Annotated in this window: 12 protein-coding genes; 2 read left to right on the plus strand and 10 right to left on the minus strand. The window is 60.6% G+C overall.

What is annotated here, in order from left to right; genetic code table 11:
• Positions 1–355: 355 nt before the first annotated feature.
• From NLX68_RS20265 to mtnA, 10 genes are all read right to left on the minus strand, one after another.
• Positions 356–1,411 carry a Wzz/FepE/Etk N-terminal domain-containing protein gene (locus NLX68_RS20265; protein ID WP_254285540.1) on the minus strand — a complete coding sequence of 352 codons (1,056 nt, stop codon included), beginning with the start codon at positions 1,409–1,411 and terminating at the stop codon, positions 356–358.
• A 334-nt stretch (positions 1,412–1,745) separates the two neighbouring features.
• Positions 1,746–1,988, minus strand: a complete 243-nt coding sequence (locus NLX68_RS20270; protein WP_100782135.1) for a lipopolysaccharide assembly protein LapA domain-containing protein — start codon at positions 1,986–1,988, stop codon at positions 1,746–1,748.
• A gap of 24 nt (positions 1,989–2,012) precedes the next feature.
• Complete coding sequence (gene ihfB, locus NLX68_RS20275; RefSeq protein WP_254285541.1) at positions 2,013–2,309, minus strand: integration host factor subunit beta; 297 nt, start codon at positions 2,307–2,309, stop codon at positions 2,013–2,015.
• A gap of 245 nt (positions 2,310–2,554) precedes the next feature.
• Positions 2,555–4,234, minus strand: coding sequence for a 30S ribosomal protein S1 (gene rpsA / locus NLX68_RS20280; RefSeq protein WP_010224136.1), 1,680 nt, complete (start codon positions 4,232–4,234; stop codon positions 2,555–2,557).
• Between the two features lie 125 nt (positions 4,235–4,359).
• Positions 4,360–5,046, minus strand: coding sequence for a (d)CMP kinase (gene cmk / locus NLX68_RS20285; protein WP_254285542.1), 687 nt, complete (start codon positions 5,044–5,046; stop codon positions 4,360–4,362).
• Positions 5,043–7,250 carry a bifunctional prephenate dehydrogenase/3-phosphoshikimate 1-carboxyvinyltransferase gene (locus tag NLX68_RS20290; RefSeq protein ID WP_254285626.1) on the minus strand — a complete coding sequence of 736 codons (2,208 nt, stop codon included), beginning with the start codon at positions 7,248–7,250 and terminating at the stop codon, positions 5,043–5,045. The genes cmk and NLX68_RS20290 overlap by 4 nt, the downstream gene beginning before the upstream one ends.
• Before the next feature lie 77 nt (positions 7,251–7,327).
• Positions 7,328–8,425, minus strand: a complete 1,098-nt coding sequence (gene pheA, locus NLX68_RS20295) for a prephenate dehydratase (protein ID WP_174242303.1) — start codon at positions 8,423–8,425, stop codon at positions 7,328–7,330.
• Positions 8,422–9,507 carry a 3-phosphoserine/phosphohydroxythreonine transaminase gene (gene serC / locus NLX68_RS20300; RefSeq protein ID WP_254285543.1) on the minus strand — a complete coding sequence of 362 codons (1,086 nt, stop codon included), beginning with the start codon at positions 9,505–9,507 and terminating at the stop codon, positions 8,422–8,424. The genes pheA and serC overlap by 4 nt, the downstream gene beginning before the upstream one ends.
• Positions 9,508–9,608: 101 nt before the next feature.
• Positions 9,609–12,248: a DNA gyrase subunit A gene (gene gyrA, locus NLX68_RS20305; RefSeq protein ID WP_010224144.1), complete on the minus strand. Its 2,640-nt coding sequence runs from the start codon at positions 12,246–12,248 to the stop codon at positions 9,609–9,611.
• 278 nt (positions 12,249–12,526) lie between these two features.
• Positions 12,527–13,603 (minus strand): S-methyl-5-thioribose-1-phosphate isomerase, encoded by a 1,077-nt coding sequence (mtnA, locus tag NLX68_RS20310; RefSeq protein ID WP_254285544.1) that lies wholly within the window; start codon positions 13,601–13,603, stop codon positions 12,527–12,529.
• Positions 13,604–13,711: 108 nt separating this feature from the next.
• Between mtnA and NLX68_RS20315 the strand changes: the two genes are divergently transcribed.
• Positions 13,712–15,043, plus strand: a complete 1,332-nt coding sequence (locus NLX68_RS20315; protein ID WP_254285545.1) for a TRZ/ATZ family hydrolase — start codon at positions 13,712–13,714, stop codon at positions 15,041–15,043.
• A 61-nt stretch (positions 15,044–15,104) separates the two neighbouring features.
• Entirely contained in the window at positions 15,105–15,803 is a 699-nt protein-coding gene (ubiG, locus tag NLX68_RS20320) for a bifunctional 2-polyprenyl-6-hydroxyphenol methylase/3-demethylubiquinol 3-O-methyltransferase UbiG (protein WP_036996554.1), read from the plus strand.

Below are 15,803 nucleotides of genomic sequence, written 5' to 3' on the forward strand. Positions count from 1 at the left end.
CATGCCCGATCACACAAGCACCGGATTGATCATCTCTTGTCGCTTTTTCCTCAAGACGGGCAGGCACCATCGCCGGCCATCGGTGATCCCATAAAGATGGCAACCTTGAGAAAAAGTCGATTTCACAGAGGTCAAAACTAGAATACTTTTGAATAATGCTCGCCACACCGAAGCCTGTTTGCGTGAGTTGAAATGGCTCATCCAGGACAAGCAATGATGCGTTGACTCATTACCACCGACTACCGCCCTACCCACCCGTTCCTGCCAGATGCCGAACGGTGGGATTGTGACATTTTCTGCCGCATGGGGCCACCCTGGAGGTTGCGCAGCACTCCTTTCACACCACACCAAATAGTTACCGCGCACCTGGAGAAACAGACATCTTCCGCAACAAGTATCGTGCAAACCCCAACATCAACCCCAACATGCCACCCAACACCAGAGCCAACACTACAATCAGCAACTTCTTGGGTTTAACGGGTTGATCCGACAACTCCACTACCCCGTCTTGCCGGTACACAGCAATCATTTTCGGGTCCACGCTCAAGTCGCGATAGAAGGCCAGCGCGGCCTGTTTGGGTCGGATTTTGTCTATGAAGGGGTCATCAGACTGGCGCTTTTGCAGGTTACTGATCTCTGCCTCCAGCGCCTTGCTGCCGCGCATATAGGCCATCGAGCTTTCTGTCACCGCAGGTGCGTCAGGGGAAAAATTGCTGGCAATGAGCAATGGTTTCTCCAGGCCAATCGACTTGGCCACGAGCAATGCTTCCTGCAGCTGCACAATTTCGTCTTCACGCTGTTTACGCGTACTTTCCTGAGCGATGGTGACTTGATGCTGCAAATTGTTGGCCTTGATCGTCGCATCACTTTTGACGTTGGCGAATACTTCTTTTTTCGCCAGGTCACCCGCTTTTTTTGCGTACTCCGTGACCCATTCGGCCGCCCGCTCCGGGCTGTCAGCATGAACGTTCACAACGAAACGATCTGGGACATCCTTGGTCACGACCGCCACCGTCAATATTTTGCCGAAGTCGCTGTACAGCTTGTCTTGCGACGCGATGCGTTTTTCCTCAGACAGTGTCGGCAAGTAGATTTTTTGAAAAAATTCACGACGCAACGATTCGGATTGCAGGTGCCCCAAATAAATGTCGTAGACATCTTTGACCGTAATGGTCTCAAGCCCGGTATCCCCTCCACGCCCGTAATTCAAGTGTGCAATGTCATTGTGCGTGGGCGGCTCGATAAACACCTTGGATTCGTAAATAGGCGTGGCCAGCAGCACATAGACAACTGCCGCAAGCGTAACAACAGTAGCGGTTACCAGAATAAGAACCTTTTGCTGCCACAAGCCTTTAACCAGCTCGATCAGGTCTCTTTCATCTTCGATCAAACGTTCTTGAGCGTTTGTCATTTATTCAATTTTTCCTTCCGTCTCATCAGCTATCCACGGCTTCTACACCAAGGCGTTCAACACTAAGCAATTCTAACAAACTGAGAAATTAGAGCCTCTGGCCCTTGCCAGTAGTCGCTCTCTTCCTTCTTCTTTACATCCCACAAAGTAAAATTTCTGACAGACTGGTACTACAGCATTTCACTGGTGCAAGTGATCAAAAATACAAGTATTTTAGACTTTTCCTGCCCATAGAGGTTCCCCCTTGACTGTCGCCAATCATCGGAAATAGGGAACGAAAAATAAATGATTGGCCAAAAACAGACAGCCAGCTGTTAGCCGGTACCATTGAAACTCACGCGACAACGCGACGCACACGGCGCCGGTCACGCAAGACGAGGAGCGCACCAAGCAGTGGCCCGATCATCAAGCCGATCAACAACGCAGCCACAACTAGGACCGCCACCGGCACTGCAGGCGCAGACCAACCGAATAGCGTCAACGCAACAGATTGCTGATTTTCGAGTACAAATAGCAAAATAACTGTTGCCACTGCGATCACGAACAACACCAACAGTAAGCGCTTAAGGTTGTGCATGTTAAATTCCTTTTGCGAGCAGCCTCACACCTGCTGCCCTTCTTCTTCATTCACCCGATCCCGCAGCTCCTTCCCTGGCTTGAAGTGTGGCACAAACTTGCCGTCCAGGCTGACGGACTGCCCGGTTTTCGGGTTGCGACCTACGCGGGGGGCGCGATAGTGCAGGGAGAAGCTGCCGAAGCCGCGGATTTCGATGCGGTCGCCAGTGGCCAGGCACTGGGACATTTGCTCAAGCATGGTCTTGATGGCCAGCTCGACATCCTTGGATGAGAGCAGCCCTTGATGGGTGACAATACGTTCGATCAGCTCCGACTTCGTCATATTTTTCCCTTCTTTATCAAGCAGCTAGATCATTGCTTCGTTGTTTTTAGCATGACCTGAGGGATTTGAACAGGGCGGTTCTTGACTTAATCGGAATTTGAAGAAATACGCCTTGGCACAATAGATGATGGCGGTTTACCGCCAACTCCACCGAAGCTCACTGGCACAAGGGTTTCAGCGCGTGGAAGGAATCGCAGGCATAAAAAAGGGCGACCGAAGTCGCCCTTTTTTAACACCAGCAGAACTTAGTTCTGTTTGGCCATTGCCTGACGCAGCAGCGCAGCCATGGTGGTGTCAGCAGCTTCCGAAGGAGCAGCTTCTTTCAGGCTTTGGATAGCCTCTTTCTCTTCAGCGTCGTCTTTCGACTTGATCGACAGCTGGATGACGCGCGATTTGCGGTCAACGCTGATGATCTTCGCTTCGATCTCTTCGCCTTCCTTCAGGACGTTACGCGCGTCTTCAACGCGGTCACGGCTGATTTCGGAAGCTTTCAGAGTGGCTTCGATGTCGTCGGCCAGGGTGATGATGGCGCCTTTGGCGTCAACTTCTTTTACAACACCCTTAACGATTGCACCCTTGTCGTTGGCAGCAACGTACTCGGAGAACGGATCGCTTTCCAGCTGCTTGATACCCAGGGAGATGCGCTCGCGCTCTGGGTCAACAGACAGGATGACGGTGTCCAGCTCGTCGCCCTTCTTGAAGCGACGTACGGCTTCTTCGCCGACTTCGTTCCAGGAGATGTCCGACAGGTGAACCAGGCCGTCGATGCCGCCGTCCAGACCAATGAAGATACCGAAATCGGTGATCGACTTGATGGTGCCGGAGATCTTGTCGCCCTTGTTGAACTGGCCAGAGAAGTCTTCCCATGGGTTGGACTTGCACTGTTTGATGCCCAGGGAGATACGACGACGCTCTTCGTCGATGTCCAGAACCATGACTTCCACTTCGTCGCCGACTTGTACGACTTTCGAAGGATGGATGTTCTTGTTGGTCCAGTCCATTTCGGAAACGTGTACCAGGCCTTCCACGCCTTCTTCCAGCTCTGCGAAGCAGCCGTAGTCGGTCAGGTTGGTAACACGCGCCATGACGCGGGTGCTTTCTGGGTAACGAGCCTTGATAGCAACCCATGGGTCTTCACCCAGTTGCTTCAGACCCAGGGATACACGGTTACGCTCGCGATCGTACTTCAGAACCTTGACATCGATCTCGTCGCCAACGTTGACGATTTCCGATGGGTGCTTGATACGCTTCCAAGCCATGTCGGTGATGTGCAGCAGGCCATCAACGCCGCCCAGGTCAACGAATGCGCCGTAGTCGGTGAGGTTCTTGACGATACCTTTGACTTGCTGGCCTTCCTGCAGGGATTCCAGCAGAGCTTCGCGCTCGGCGCTGTTCTCGGCTTCCAGGACGCTGCGACGGGAAACGACAACGTTGTTGCGCTTCTGGTCCAGCTTGATGACCTTGAATTCCAGCTCTTTGCCTTCCAGGTGGGTGGTGTCGCGCACTGGGCGGACATCAACCAGGGAACCAGGCAGGAACGCACGGATACCGTTAACGTCGACAGTGAAGCCGCCTTTAACCTTACCGTTGATAACGCCCTTGACCACTTCTTCGGCGGCGAAAGCTGCTTCCAGAACAATCCAGCACTCGGCGCGCTTGGCTTTTTCACGGGACAGTTTGGTTTCGCCAAAGCCGTCTTCGACCGCGTCCAGCGCAACGTGAACTTCGTCACCGACCTTGATGGTCAGCTCGCCAGCTTCGTTGTAGAACTGCTCGAGCGGGATGACGCCCTCGGACTTCAGGCCAGCGTGTACGGTAACCCAGTCGCCGTCGATGTCGACAACGATACCGGTGATGATCGCACCCGGCTGAAGATTGAGGGTTTTCAGGCTTTCTTCAAAGAGTTCTGCAAAGCTTTCGCTCATTTTAATTCCTGTAGATTCGGGCGGGACAAACGCCCATCAGCCACATTCCAGACAATGTGGGTTTCGTTCATATAAAGGAAAGCCGGCAGGACGTTGACTGGTGCCCCTGCCTGCTCTCCTGGCCATCAGGCGATATCGCGCAGGGCGATCTCGCTCTTGATGCGTTGCAACACCTGCTCGATGGACAACTCCGTGGAATCCAGCTGGATCGCATCGGCCGCCGGCTTGAGCGGGGCCACTGCGCGCTGGGTGTCACGCTCATCACGCGCACGAATCTCATCTAGCAGACTTGACAGACTAACATCTTCGCCTTTTGCCTTCAACTGCAAGTAACGGCGGCGAGCACGTTCCTCGGCGCTGGCGGTCAGAAACACCTTGAGCGGTGCATCCGGAAACACCACGGTGCCCATGTCGCGACCATCGGCAATCAGCCCCGGGGCTTCCTGGAATGCCCGCTGACGTTGCAACAAGGCCTCGCGCACCGCCGGCAGCGAGGCGACCATCGAGGCACCGGCACCGACAGTTTCGGTGCGAATGACATGACTGACATCCTCGCCCTCGAGAATGATCTGCTGCAGCTTGCCCGGCTCGGCAGCGATGAACTGCACATCCAGGTGCGCAGCGATCTTGACCAACAGCTCTTCATTGGTCAGGTCGACACCGTGGTTGCTGGCGGCAAAGGCCAGCAACCGGTACAGCGCGCCGGAATCCAGCAGGCGCCAACCCAGCCCACGGGCCAGCAGGCCGGCAACGGTACCCTTGCCCGAACCACTCGGCCCGTCGATGGTGATGACCGGTGCGTTGGAATTCACGACTTGCCCTCTTCTGCCACGCGAATGCCGACTTCGGCGCACAGGGCGAGGAAGTTCGGGAACGAGGTCGCGACGTTGGCGCAGTCATGGATGCGGATTGGCGCCGTGGCGCGCAACGAAGCAACACTGAAGGCCATGGAGATGCGATGGTCGCCATGACCATGAACTTCACCACCACCGATAACGCCGCCATCGATGATGATGCCATCCGGCGTCGGCTCACACTTCACGCCCAGGGCCAGCAGGCCGTCGGCCATGACCTGGATGCGGTCGGACTCCTTGACCCGCAGCTCTTCGGCGCCGCGCAGCACGGTACGGCCTTCGGCACAGGCCGCGGCGACGAACAGCACCGGGAACTCATCGATAGCCAGTGGCACCAGGTGCTCGGGGATCTCGATACCCTTGAGTTTAGCCCCGCGTACGCGCAGGTCAGCCACCGGTTCACCGCCGACTTCACGCTGGTTTTCCAGGGTGATGTCGCCGCCCATCAGGCGCAGGATGTCGATGACGCCGGTACGGGTCGGGTTGATGCCAACGTGCTCGAGCAGCAGCTCGGAGCCTTCGGCAATCGACGCCGCCACGAGGAAGAAGGCCGCCGAGGAAATGTCAGCTGGCACTTCGATATGCGTGGCGCTGAGCTTGCCGCCCGATTCCAGCGAAGCCGTAGGGCCGTCGACCTTAACGCTGTAGCCAAAACCACGGAGCATGCGCTCGGTGTGGTCACGGGTCGGCGCAGGCTCGGTGACAGTGGTCTTGCCTTCGGCATACAGACCGGCCAGCAGCAGGCAGGATTTGACCTGGGCACTGGCCATCGGCAGCGTGTAGGTCAAGGCCTTGAGCGCTTGGCCGCCGCGGATGGTCATCGGCGGACGACCTTCGGCGGCGGTTTCGATTACTGCGCCCATTTCCCGCAGCGGGTTGGCCACGCGGTTCATTGGCCGCTTGGACAACGAGGCATCGCCAGTCAATACGGTATCGAACGGCTGTGCGGCCAGCAGGCCCGACAGCAGACGCATCGAGGTGCCGGAGTTGCCCAGGTAGATCGGGCCCGGTGGCGGCTTCAGACCGTTGAGGCCGACGCCGTGGATGGTTACCCGGCCATGGTGCGGGCCTTCGATGACCACCCCCATGTCGCGGAAGGCCTGTAAGGTCGCCAGGGCGTCTTCACCCTCGAGGAAGCCTTCCACTTCAGTGGTGCCTTCAGCCAGGGAGCCGAGCATGATCGAGCGATGGGAAATCGATTTGTCACCTGGTACACGAATACGGCCAGAGACGCGGCCACCAGGATTTGCCAGGAAAATCAGGTCGTTGGAGTTCATAGCGTCCACATAGGCCCGTCGGGCCAGGATTTTACTGAAATGCTCGCGGGCAACACGGGCGCGGGTGAAGACGCCCAGCAACTGATGCCCATCCCCTGCATCGACCGCGTCGCGCAAGGCGTCGAGGTCGCTGCGAAATGTATCCAGCGTGCGCAGGACAGCCTCGCGGTTGGCGAGGAAAATGTCATGCCACATGACCGGGTCGCTTCCGGCGATTCTCGTGAAATCGCGGAAACCTCCGGCAGCGTAACGGAAGATATCGAGGTTTTCATTGCGCTTGGCCAGGGAATCGACCAGGCCGAAGGCCAGCAGGTGTGGCAGATGGCTGGTCGCCGCCAGGACTTCATCATGGCGCTCGACCTGCATGTGCTCGACATCGGCCTCCAGCGCACGCCAAAGCCGGTCGACCCGCGCCAGGGCAGCAGGATCGGTTTCGGCCAGCGGCGTAAGAATGACTTTGTGGCGGCGGAACAGAGCAGCATTGGAAGCCTCCACCCCGCTCTGCTCGGAGCCGGCAATCGGATGCCCGGGCACGAAGCGCGGCAAATGCCCGCCAAGGGCCTCGCGAGCTGCGCGCACGACATTACCCTTGGCGCTGCCGACGTCGGTCAGCACCGCCTGCCCCAGATCAAGCTGAGCCAGGCGGGCGAGGAGCTTTTCCATGGCCAGGATCGGCACGGCAAGCTGGATGACATCAGCGCCGACGCAGGCGACGGCAAGGTCGTCCTCACAGCGGTCGACCACGCCAAGCTCCACCGCCAGCTTGCGCGACTGCGGATCCAGATCGACACCGACCACTTCGCGACACAGGCCGCTTTCACGCAAGCCCTTGGCGAAGGACCCGCCAATCAGGCCCAACCCGACCACCACCAGCCGACCGATGATCGGCTCAGGCTTGTTTACCACGACTTCAACCACGGAGCTGGACCCTGTTCAAAACTGCATGTACGCCACTCATCGCTTCAGAGTACCGCTTTGGGGTAGGAACCCAACACCTTCAGGGCCACGGCTTCCTGGCTGATCTGCTCCAGCACGGCCTTGATCAGCGGGTCGCGGTGGTGGCCGACGAAATCGATGAAGAATACGTAGGTCCATTTACCGCTGCGCGAAGGGCGAGTCTCGATACGAGTCAGGTCGATGCCGTTCTCATGGAACGGCACCAGCAACTCGTGCAAGGCGCCCGGCTTGTTGCTCATGGAAACGATAATCGAGGTCTTGTCATCGCCGGTCGGCGGCACTTCCTGGTTACCGATCATCAGGAAGCGCGTGGAGTTGTCCGGACGGTCTTCGATCTTCTCGGCCAGACGGGTCAGGCCGTACAGGTCAGCCGCCATGTCGCCGGCAATCGCCGCCGAGTTCCACTCGCCCTTGACCCGCTTGGCCGCTTCGGCGTTGCTCGACACCGCGACGCGCTCGACATTCGGGTAGTGAGCGTCCAGCCACTTGCGGCACTGGGCCAGCGACTGGGCGTGGGAGTAGATACGGCTGATGCTGTCGGTCTTGGTGTTCTCGCCCACCAGCAGGTGGTGGTGAATACGCAGCTCGACTTCGCCGCAGATCACCATATCGTGCTCGAGGAAGCTGTCGAGGGTGTGGTTGACCGCACCTTCGGTGGAGTTCTCCACCGGCACCACGCCAAAGTTGACGGCACCGGCCGCCACTTCGCGGAACACTTCGTCGATGGCCGCCATCGGCTTGCTGATCACCGCATGGCCGAAATGCTTCAGCGCCGCCGCCTGGGTAAAGGTCCCCTCAGGGCCCAGGTAGGCCACCTTGAGCGGCTGTTCCAGGGCCAGGCACGACGACATGATTTCGCGGAACAAACGCGCCATCTCTTCGTTACCCAGCGGCCCCTGGTTACGCTGCATGACGCGCTTGAGCACCTGGGCTTCACGCTCGGGGCGATAGAACACCGGGGTCTCGCCTTCGGCCAGGGTCGCAGTCTTGACCCGCGCCACTTCCTGCGCGCAGCGGGCACGGTCACTGATCAGCTCGAGGATCTTCTCATCGAGACTGTCAATGCGCACCCGCAGCGCTTTGAGTTCCTGCTCAGACATCATCCATGCTCCTTCTCGAATTCTTCCATGTAGGCAACCAGCGCTTCAACGGCATCCAGCCCCAGGGCGTTGTAGATCGAGGCGCGCATGCCGCCGACCGAGCGATGCCCCTTGAGGTTGAGCAGGCCGCGAGCGTCGGCGCCAGTGAGGAACGCCTTGTCCAGGCGCTCGTCAGCCAGGCGGAACGGCACGTTCATCCACGAACGGGCATTGACGCTGATCGGGTTGCTGTAGAACTCGCTGCTGTCGATGAAGCCGTACAGGCGGTCCTTCTTGGCCCGGTTGCACTGCTCCATGGCCTCAACGCCGCCCTGCTCTTTCAGCCACTCGAAGACCAGCCCGGAAAGGTACCAGGAATAGGTCGCCGGGGTGTTGTACATCGAGCCGTTGTCGGCCGCAACCTTGTAGTCGAGCATGGTCGGGCAGCTGCTGCGGGCGCGGCCGAGCAGGTCTTCGCGGACGATCACCACCACCAGGCCGCTCGGGCCGATGTTCTTCTGGGCGCCGGCGTAGATCAGGCCGAAGTTGGAGACATCGATCGGACGCGAGAGGATGTCCGAGGACATGTCGACCACCAGCGGCACGTCACCGGTCTGCGGCACCCAGTCGAACTCCAGACCACCAATGGTCTCGTTCGAGGCGTAGTGCACGTAGGCGGAATTCTTGCTCAGCTTCCACTCGTTCTGGCCCGGGATGGCCAGGTAGTCGTAAGGCTTGGCGCTGGCAGCAACGTTGATGTTGCCGTAGCGGCGAGCCTCTTCGATGGCTTTTTTCGACCAGATACCGGTTTCGATATAGTCGGCGGTGCCATCTTCGGGCAGCAGGTTGAGCGGGATCTCGGCGAACTGCTGGCTCGCACCGCCCTGCAGGAACAGGACCTTGTAATTGGTGGGAATGGACATCAGGTCGCGCAGATCCTGCTCGGCCTTCTCGGCAATGGCCACGTAGTCATCGCTACGGTGACTCATTTCCATCACGGACAGGCCTTTGCCACGCCAGTCCAGCATTTCAGCCTGGGCGCGCTGCAGAACAGCGTCGGGAAGCGCAGCAGGGCCTGCGCAGAAGTTAAAGGCTCGTTTGCTCACATCCACTCTCGCTCTGCTCTTGATGTCCGCAGGAGCCGGTCGGGCAGCGAGCCGTGCCCGACTGCCGCGACCTCCCCCACCAGGGTTACGCTACTACTTGTTTATTCCGGCTGTGCCTCTTCGTCGGCAGCGTCGGCCTGTGGTGCCGCATCGGCGTCCACGTCAGCACCCTCCACCTCGGCGTCGAAGTCCTCGTCACCTTCCTCTTCGGACGGCTCCTGGACCCGCTCCAGACCCACCAGGGTCTCGTCGCTGGCCAGCTTGATGAGGGTCACACCCTGGGTGTTACGGCCCAGGCTGGAGACTTCGCCAACACGGGTACGGACCAGGGTGCCCTGGTCGGAAATCAGCATGATTTCCTCACCGTCCTGCACCTGCACCGCACCGACCAGGCGGCCGTTACGCTCGTTGCTGACCATGGCGATAACGCCCTGACCGCCACGCTTGTACTCGGGGAACTCGCCGATTTCGGTCCGCTTGCCGTAACCACGCTCGGAAGCGGTGAGGATCTGGCTGCCTTCTTCCGGGATGATCATGGAGATCAGCTTCTGCCCTTCGGCCAGGCGCATGCCACGCACACCGCGGGCGGTACGGCCCATGGCGCGAACGTCGGACTCCTTGAAGCGGGTGACCTTGCCGGCGTCGGAGAACAGCATGACCTCACGCTCGCCATCGGTGATGGCCGCGGAAATCAGCACATCGCCTTCGTCCAGCTCCAGAGCGATCAGGCCAACGCTGCGCTGACGGCTGAAGGACTCCAGCGGGGTCTTCTTCACGGTGCCGTTGGCGGTAGCCATGAAGATGAAGTGACCTTCGGTGTACTCCTCGACCGGCAACATGGTCGAAATGTACTCGCCCTCGTCCAGCGGCAGCAGGTTGACCAGCGGTCGACCGCGCGCGGCACGGGAGGCCTCGGGAATTTCATAGGTCTTGAGCCAGTACACCTTGCCCTTGCTGGAGAACAGCAGCAGGGTGGTGTGGCTGTTGGCGACCAGCAGGTGCGAGATGTAGTCCTCGTCCTTGACGCCGGTAGCCGACTTGCCTTTACCACCGCGACGCTGGGCCTGGTAGGCGGCCAGCGGCTGGGTCTTGGCGTAGCCACCATGGGAGATGGTCACGACCCGGTCTTCTTCCGGAATCATGTCGCCCAGGGTCAGGTCCAGGCGCGCATCGAGGATCTCGGTGCGGCGCACGTCGCCGTATTCGGCGCGGATCAGCTCCAGCTCTTCACGGATCACTTCCATCAGGCGCTCGGCGCTGTTGAGGATGCGGATCAGCTCGCCGATCTGGTTGAGGATCTCCTGGTACTCGGCCAGCAGCTTCTCGTGCTCAAGGCCGGTCAGGCGGTGCAGGCGCAGGTCCAGAATGGCCTGGGCCTGTTCCGGCGACAGGAAGTACTTGCCGTCGCGCAGACCGAACTGCGGGTCAAGGTTTTCCGGGCGACAGGAGTCGGCGCCAGCGCGCTCGACCATCACCTGCACGGCGCTGGATTCCCACGGCGTGCTGATCAGCGCTTCCTTGGCCTCGGACGGCGTCGGCGAAGCCTTGATCAGGGCGATCACCGGGTCGATGTTGGACAGGGCAACCGCCTGGCCTTCAAGGATATGCCCGCGTTCGCGCGCCTTGCGCAGTTCGAACACGGTACGGCGGGTGACCACTTCGCGACGGTGGCGAACGAAGGCCTCGAGCAGCTCCTTGAGGTTCAGCACCCGCGGACGGCCGTCGATCAGCGCCACCACGTTGATGCCGAAGACGCTCTGCAGCTGGGTCTGGGCGTAGAGGTTGTTGAGGATCACCTCCGGCACTTCGCCACGACGCAACTCGATGACGATCCGCATACCGTCCTTGTCGGACTCATCGCGCAGCTCGGTGATGCCTTCGAGTTTTTTCTCTTTTACCAGCTCGGCGATCTTCTCGATCAGACGCGCCTTGTTCAACTGGTACGGCAGCTCGGTGACGACGATCTGCTGGCGGCCACCGACCTTGTCGATGTCTTCGACCATCGAGCGGGCGCGCATGTAGATGCGGCCACGGCCGGTGCGGTAGGCCTCGATGATGCCCTGGCGGCCGTTGATGATCGCCGCAGTCGGGAAGTCGGGGCCGGGGATGAACTGCATCAGCTCATCAACGGTGATGTCGGCATTGTCGATCAGCGCCAGGCAACCGTCGATGACTTCACCGAGGTTGTGCGGCGGAATGTTGGTCGCCATGCCCACGGCGATACCGCTGGAACCGTTGACCAGCAGGTTGGGGATCTTGGTCGGCATGACCGCCGGGATCTGCTCGGTACCGTCGTAGTTGGGTACCCAGTCGACCGTTTCCTTGTGCAGGTCGGCCAGCAGCTCGTGGGCCAGCTTGGTCATGCGCACTTCGGTGTATCGCATGGCGGCGGCGTTGTCGCCGTCGACCGAACCGAAGTTACCCTGGCCGTCGACCAGCAGGTAACGCAGCGAGAACGGCTGGGCCATACGTACGATGGTGTCGTAAACGGCGGTATCACCATGCGGGTGATACTTACCAATCACGTCACCGACCACACGGGCGGATTTCTTGTACGGTTTGTTCCAGTCGTTACCCAGTTCGCTCATCGCATACAGAACGCGGCGATGCACGGGCTTCAAGCCATCACGCGCATCGGGCAGTGCACGCCCGACAATGACGCTCATCGCGTAGTCGAGGTAGGACTGTCTCAGTTCGTCTTCGATATTGACCGGGAGGATTTCTTTGGCCAGTTCGCCCATGAGAAGCCTGATTCCTTTTTCTGGTGAAACCTCGTCACATCCATATGGGACGAACGAAGCTCGCCGCTGCAAAGTGACTCCTTGCAACGACTTACGACAAATCAACGAGTTATGCCATGGATCTGCGCAGTAAAGACAGCCCCGCAGGGCGGCCTTGGAAACCGTCGGATGTTACCACAATCGCCCAGAGGGTGGGAGTAGCCTGCGGCACTACTACCCTACTGCTCGTCGATAACGCCCGTTAGCCGCTACAGCAGGCCGCAGACGAGGGCAAAGACTCAATGCAAACGCTTGCGGCACATCAGTTGCGCCATCTTCACCGTATCCGGGCGCTCGACAATACCTTTTTCGGTGATGATCACGTCGATCAGGTCGGCCGGGGTCACGTCGAACACCGGGTTGAACGCCTCGAAAGCGGCGCCCAGCGGCTCGCCGCCAAGTTCCAGCAACTCGCTGGCGCTGCGCTCTTCGAGAAGGATGTCATCGCCGCTCTCAAGATTCATGTCGATGCTCGAACTGGGCGCCACGACCATGAAACGCACGCCATGGTGCATGGCGTTGACCGCCAGCTGATAGGTGCCGATCTTGCTCGCCACATCGCCATTGGCGGTGATGCGGTCGGCGCCGACGATCACCCAGGTGATGCCCTTGGTTTTCATCAGGTGGGCGGCGGCGGAATCGGCGGTGATGGTTGCCGGGATGCCCTCGCCTGCCAGCTCCCAGGCGCTCAGGCGCGAACCCTGTAGCCACGGGCGGGTTTCACCGACATAGACACGCTCGATCATGCCCTCCAGGTACGCGGCGCGCACCACCCCAAGGGCCGTGCCGAAACCACCGGTGGCCAGAGCACCCGTATTGCCGTGGGTAAGGATGGTCTGCTCGTTGCCCTGGTGCTTGCGGATCAGTTCCACGCCCAGCTGGGCCATGGTCAGGTTGGCTTCGCGGTCGCTGTCGTGGATGGCCATGGCTTCGGCCTCCATGATGGCCAACACGTCATCACCCTGCTTGAGCCGCAGCAGGCGTTCACGCATGCGGTTCAGGGCCCAGAACAGGTTGGCGGCGGTTGGCCGGGCATGCACCAGCAGCTCGAAGTCCTCTTCCAGGGCCATTTCCCAATCACCACCAGCGGCCAGGCGCTGGCGAATCGCCATGGCCAGGCCGTAGGCGGCGCTGATGCCGATGGCCGGAGCGCCGCGCACCGCCATCGAACGAATGGCTTCGGCCACCGCAGCGGCATCGCCGCAGGCCAGCCAGACCTGCGCGCCCGGAAGCGCGCGCTGGTCGAGCAGATAAAGGGTGCCATCCCGCCAATCGATGGCTTTCACCTTCTCTGCAGCCATTAGTCGATCGCGCATGCCTCACCCCATCATTCGGACATCAAAAGCGGACGATTATAGCGAGCCCCAGGCGCGGACGCTCGGGTATACTTCGCCCTCACTTCCAGTCGCCCAGGGAAACCTGTCATGCCCAAACCCGCTACGCCGCTCGACCTGCTGCTCCTGCCTACCTGGCTGGTGCCGGTCGAACCTGCCGGGGTGGTATTGAAGGATCACGGCCTGGGCATCCGCGATGGGCAGATCGTGTTCATCGGCCCGCGCAACCAGGCCAAGGCATTCATTGCCAGCGAAACCCGCGAATTGCCGGGCTGCCTGCTCAGCCCCGGGCTGATCAACGCCCACGGCCACGCGGCGATGACCCTGTTTCGCGGCCTGGCCGACGACCTGCCGCTGATGACCTGGCTCGAAGAGCACATCTGGCCGGCCGAAGGGCGCTGGGTCGATGAAGCGTTCGTGCGTGACGGCACCGACCTGGCCATTGCCGAGCAGGTCAAAGGCGGTATCACCTGCTTCAGCGACATGTACTTCTACCCCAAGGTCGCCAGCGAGCGCGTGCACCTCAGCGGCATTCGCGCGCAGATCGCCGTGCCCCTGCTGGACTTCCCGATCCCCGGCGCCCGCAGTACCGAAGAAGCCCTGCAGTTGGGCATCGAGCTGTTCGGCGACCTGCGCCACCACCCACGCATCAGTGTAGCGCTGGGCCCGCATGCGCCGTACACGGTGAGCGACGACAACCTGGAAAAGATCCGCGTCATTGCCGAAGAGCTGGACGCACCGATCCACATGCACATCCATGAAACCGCCTTCGAGGTCGAGCAGTCGCTGCAGACCCGTGGCGAGCGCCCGCTGGCTCGGCTTGCCCGTCTCGGCCTGCTCGGCCCGCGCCTGCAGGCGGTTCACATGACCCAGGTCAGCGACGAGGATCTGGCCCTGCTGGTAGAAAGCAACACCAGTGTGGTGCACTGCCCGGAGTCCAACCTCAAGCTGGCCAGTGGTTTCTGCCCGGTCGAGCGCTTGTGGCAGGCTGGCGTCAACGTTGCCGTCGGCACGGATGGCGCGGCCAGCAACAACGACCTCGACCTGCTCGGCGAAACCCGTACCGCGGCACTGCTGGCCAAGGCCGTGGCCGGTTCGGCCAGCGCCCTGGACGCCCATCGGGCGCTGCGCATGGCCACCCTCAATGGCGCCCGGGCCCTGGGCCTGGAGGCGATTACCGGTTCGCTGGAGCTGGGCAAGGCCGCCGACCTGGTCGCCTTCGACCTCTCGGGGCTGGCCCAGCAACCGGTGTATGACCCGGTTTCGCAACTGATCTACGCCAGCGGCCGGGACTGCGTGAAGCACGTCTGGGTTGCCGGCAAGCCACTGCTTGACGACCGGCGCCTGACCCGCCTGGACGAACAGGCCCTGCACGCCACCGCCTGCGCCTGGGGCCAGCGGATCGGCGAGCGCAACGAATAAGCGCCCGGCAGCCAGTGCTGGCGGGCAAGAGCAAATTATCCAAGATTCAGAGGACTGTTCCATGAGCAACGTCGACCACGCCGAAATCGCCAAGTTCGAAGCCCTGGCCCACCGCTGGTGGGACCGCGAGAGCGAGTTCAAGCCGCTGCACGACATCAACCCGCTGCGGGTCAACTGGATCGACGAGCGGGTCAAGCTGGCCGGCAAGAAAGTCCTCGACGTCGGCTGCGGCGGCGGCATCCTCAGCGAGGCCATGGCCCTGCGCGGCGCCACCGTCACCGGTATCGACATGGGCGAAGCGCCGCTGGCCGTGGCCCAGCTGCACCAGCTCGAATCCGGGGTCAACGTCGAGTACCGGCAGATCACCGCCGAAGCCCTGGCCGAAGAAATGCCCGAGCAGTTCGACGTGGTTACCTGCCTTGAGATGCTCGAGCACGTGCCGGACCCGTCCTCGGTGATTCGCGCCTGCTTCCGCATGGTCAAGCCCGGCGGCCAGGTGTTCTTCTCAACCATCAACCGCAACCCCAAGGCCTACCTGTTCGCCATCATCGGCGCCGAATACATCATGAAGCTGCTGCCGCGCGGCACCCACGACTTCAAGAAATTCATCCGCCCGTCCGAGCTTGGCGCCTGGAGCCGCGACGCCGGCCTGACCGTCAAGGACATCATCGGCCTGACCTACAACCCGCTGACCAAGCACTACAAGCTGGCCAACGACGTTGACGTCAACTACATGATCCAGACCCTGCGCGAGGAATAA

Source organism: Pseudomonas sp. SBB6 (assembly GCF_024213215.1).
Lineage (GTDB): Bacteria > Pseudomonadota > Gammaproteobacteria > Pseudomonadales > Pseudomonadaceae > Aquipseudomonas > Aquipseudomonas donghuensis.

Coding starts and splice junctions, on each gene's coding strand:
- NLX68_RS20315 (WP_254285545.1), top strand. CDS start 13,712: ATGCCCAAACCCGCTACGCCGCTCGACCTGCTGCTCCTGCCTACCTGG.
- NLX68_RS20270 (WP_100782135.1), bottom strand. CDS start 1,988: ATGCACAACCTTAAGCGCTTACTGTTGGTGTTGTTCGTGATCGCAGTG.
- gyrA (WP_010224144.1), bottom strand. CDS start 12,248: ATGGGCGAACTGGCCAAAGAAATCCTCCCGGTCAATATCGAAGACGAA.
- ubiG (WP_036996554.1), top strand. CDS start 15,105: ATGAGCAACGTCGACCACGCCGAAATCGCCAAGTTCGAAGCCCTGGCC.
- mtnA (WP_254285544.1), bottom strand. CDS start 13,603: ATGCGCGATCGACTAATGGCTGCAGAGAAGGTGAAAGCCATCGATTGG.
- NLX68_RS20265 (WP_254285540.1), bottom strand. CDS start 1,411: ATGACAAACGCTCAAGAACGTTTGATCGAAGATGAAAGAGACCTGATC.
- rpsA (WP_010224136.1), bottom strand. CDS start 4,234: ATGAGCGAAAGCTTTGCAGAACTCTTTGAAGAAAGCCTGAAAACCCTC.
- ihfB (WP_254285541.1), bottom strand. CDS start 2,309: ATGACGAAGTCGGAGCTGATCGAACGTATTGTCACCCATCAAGGGCTG.
- pheA (WP_174242303.1), bottom strand. CDS start 8,425: ATGATGTCTGAGCAGGAACTCAAAGCGCTGCGGGTGCGCATTGACAGT.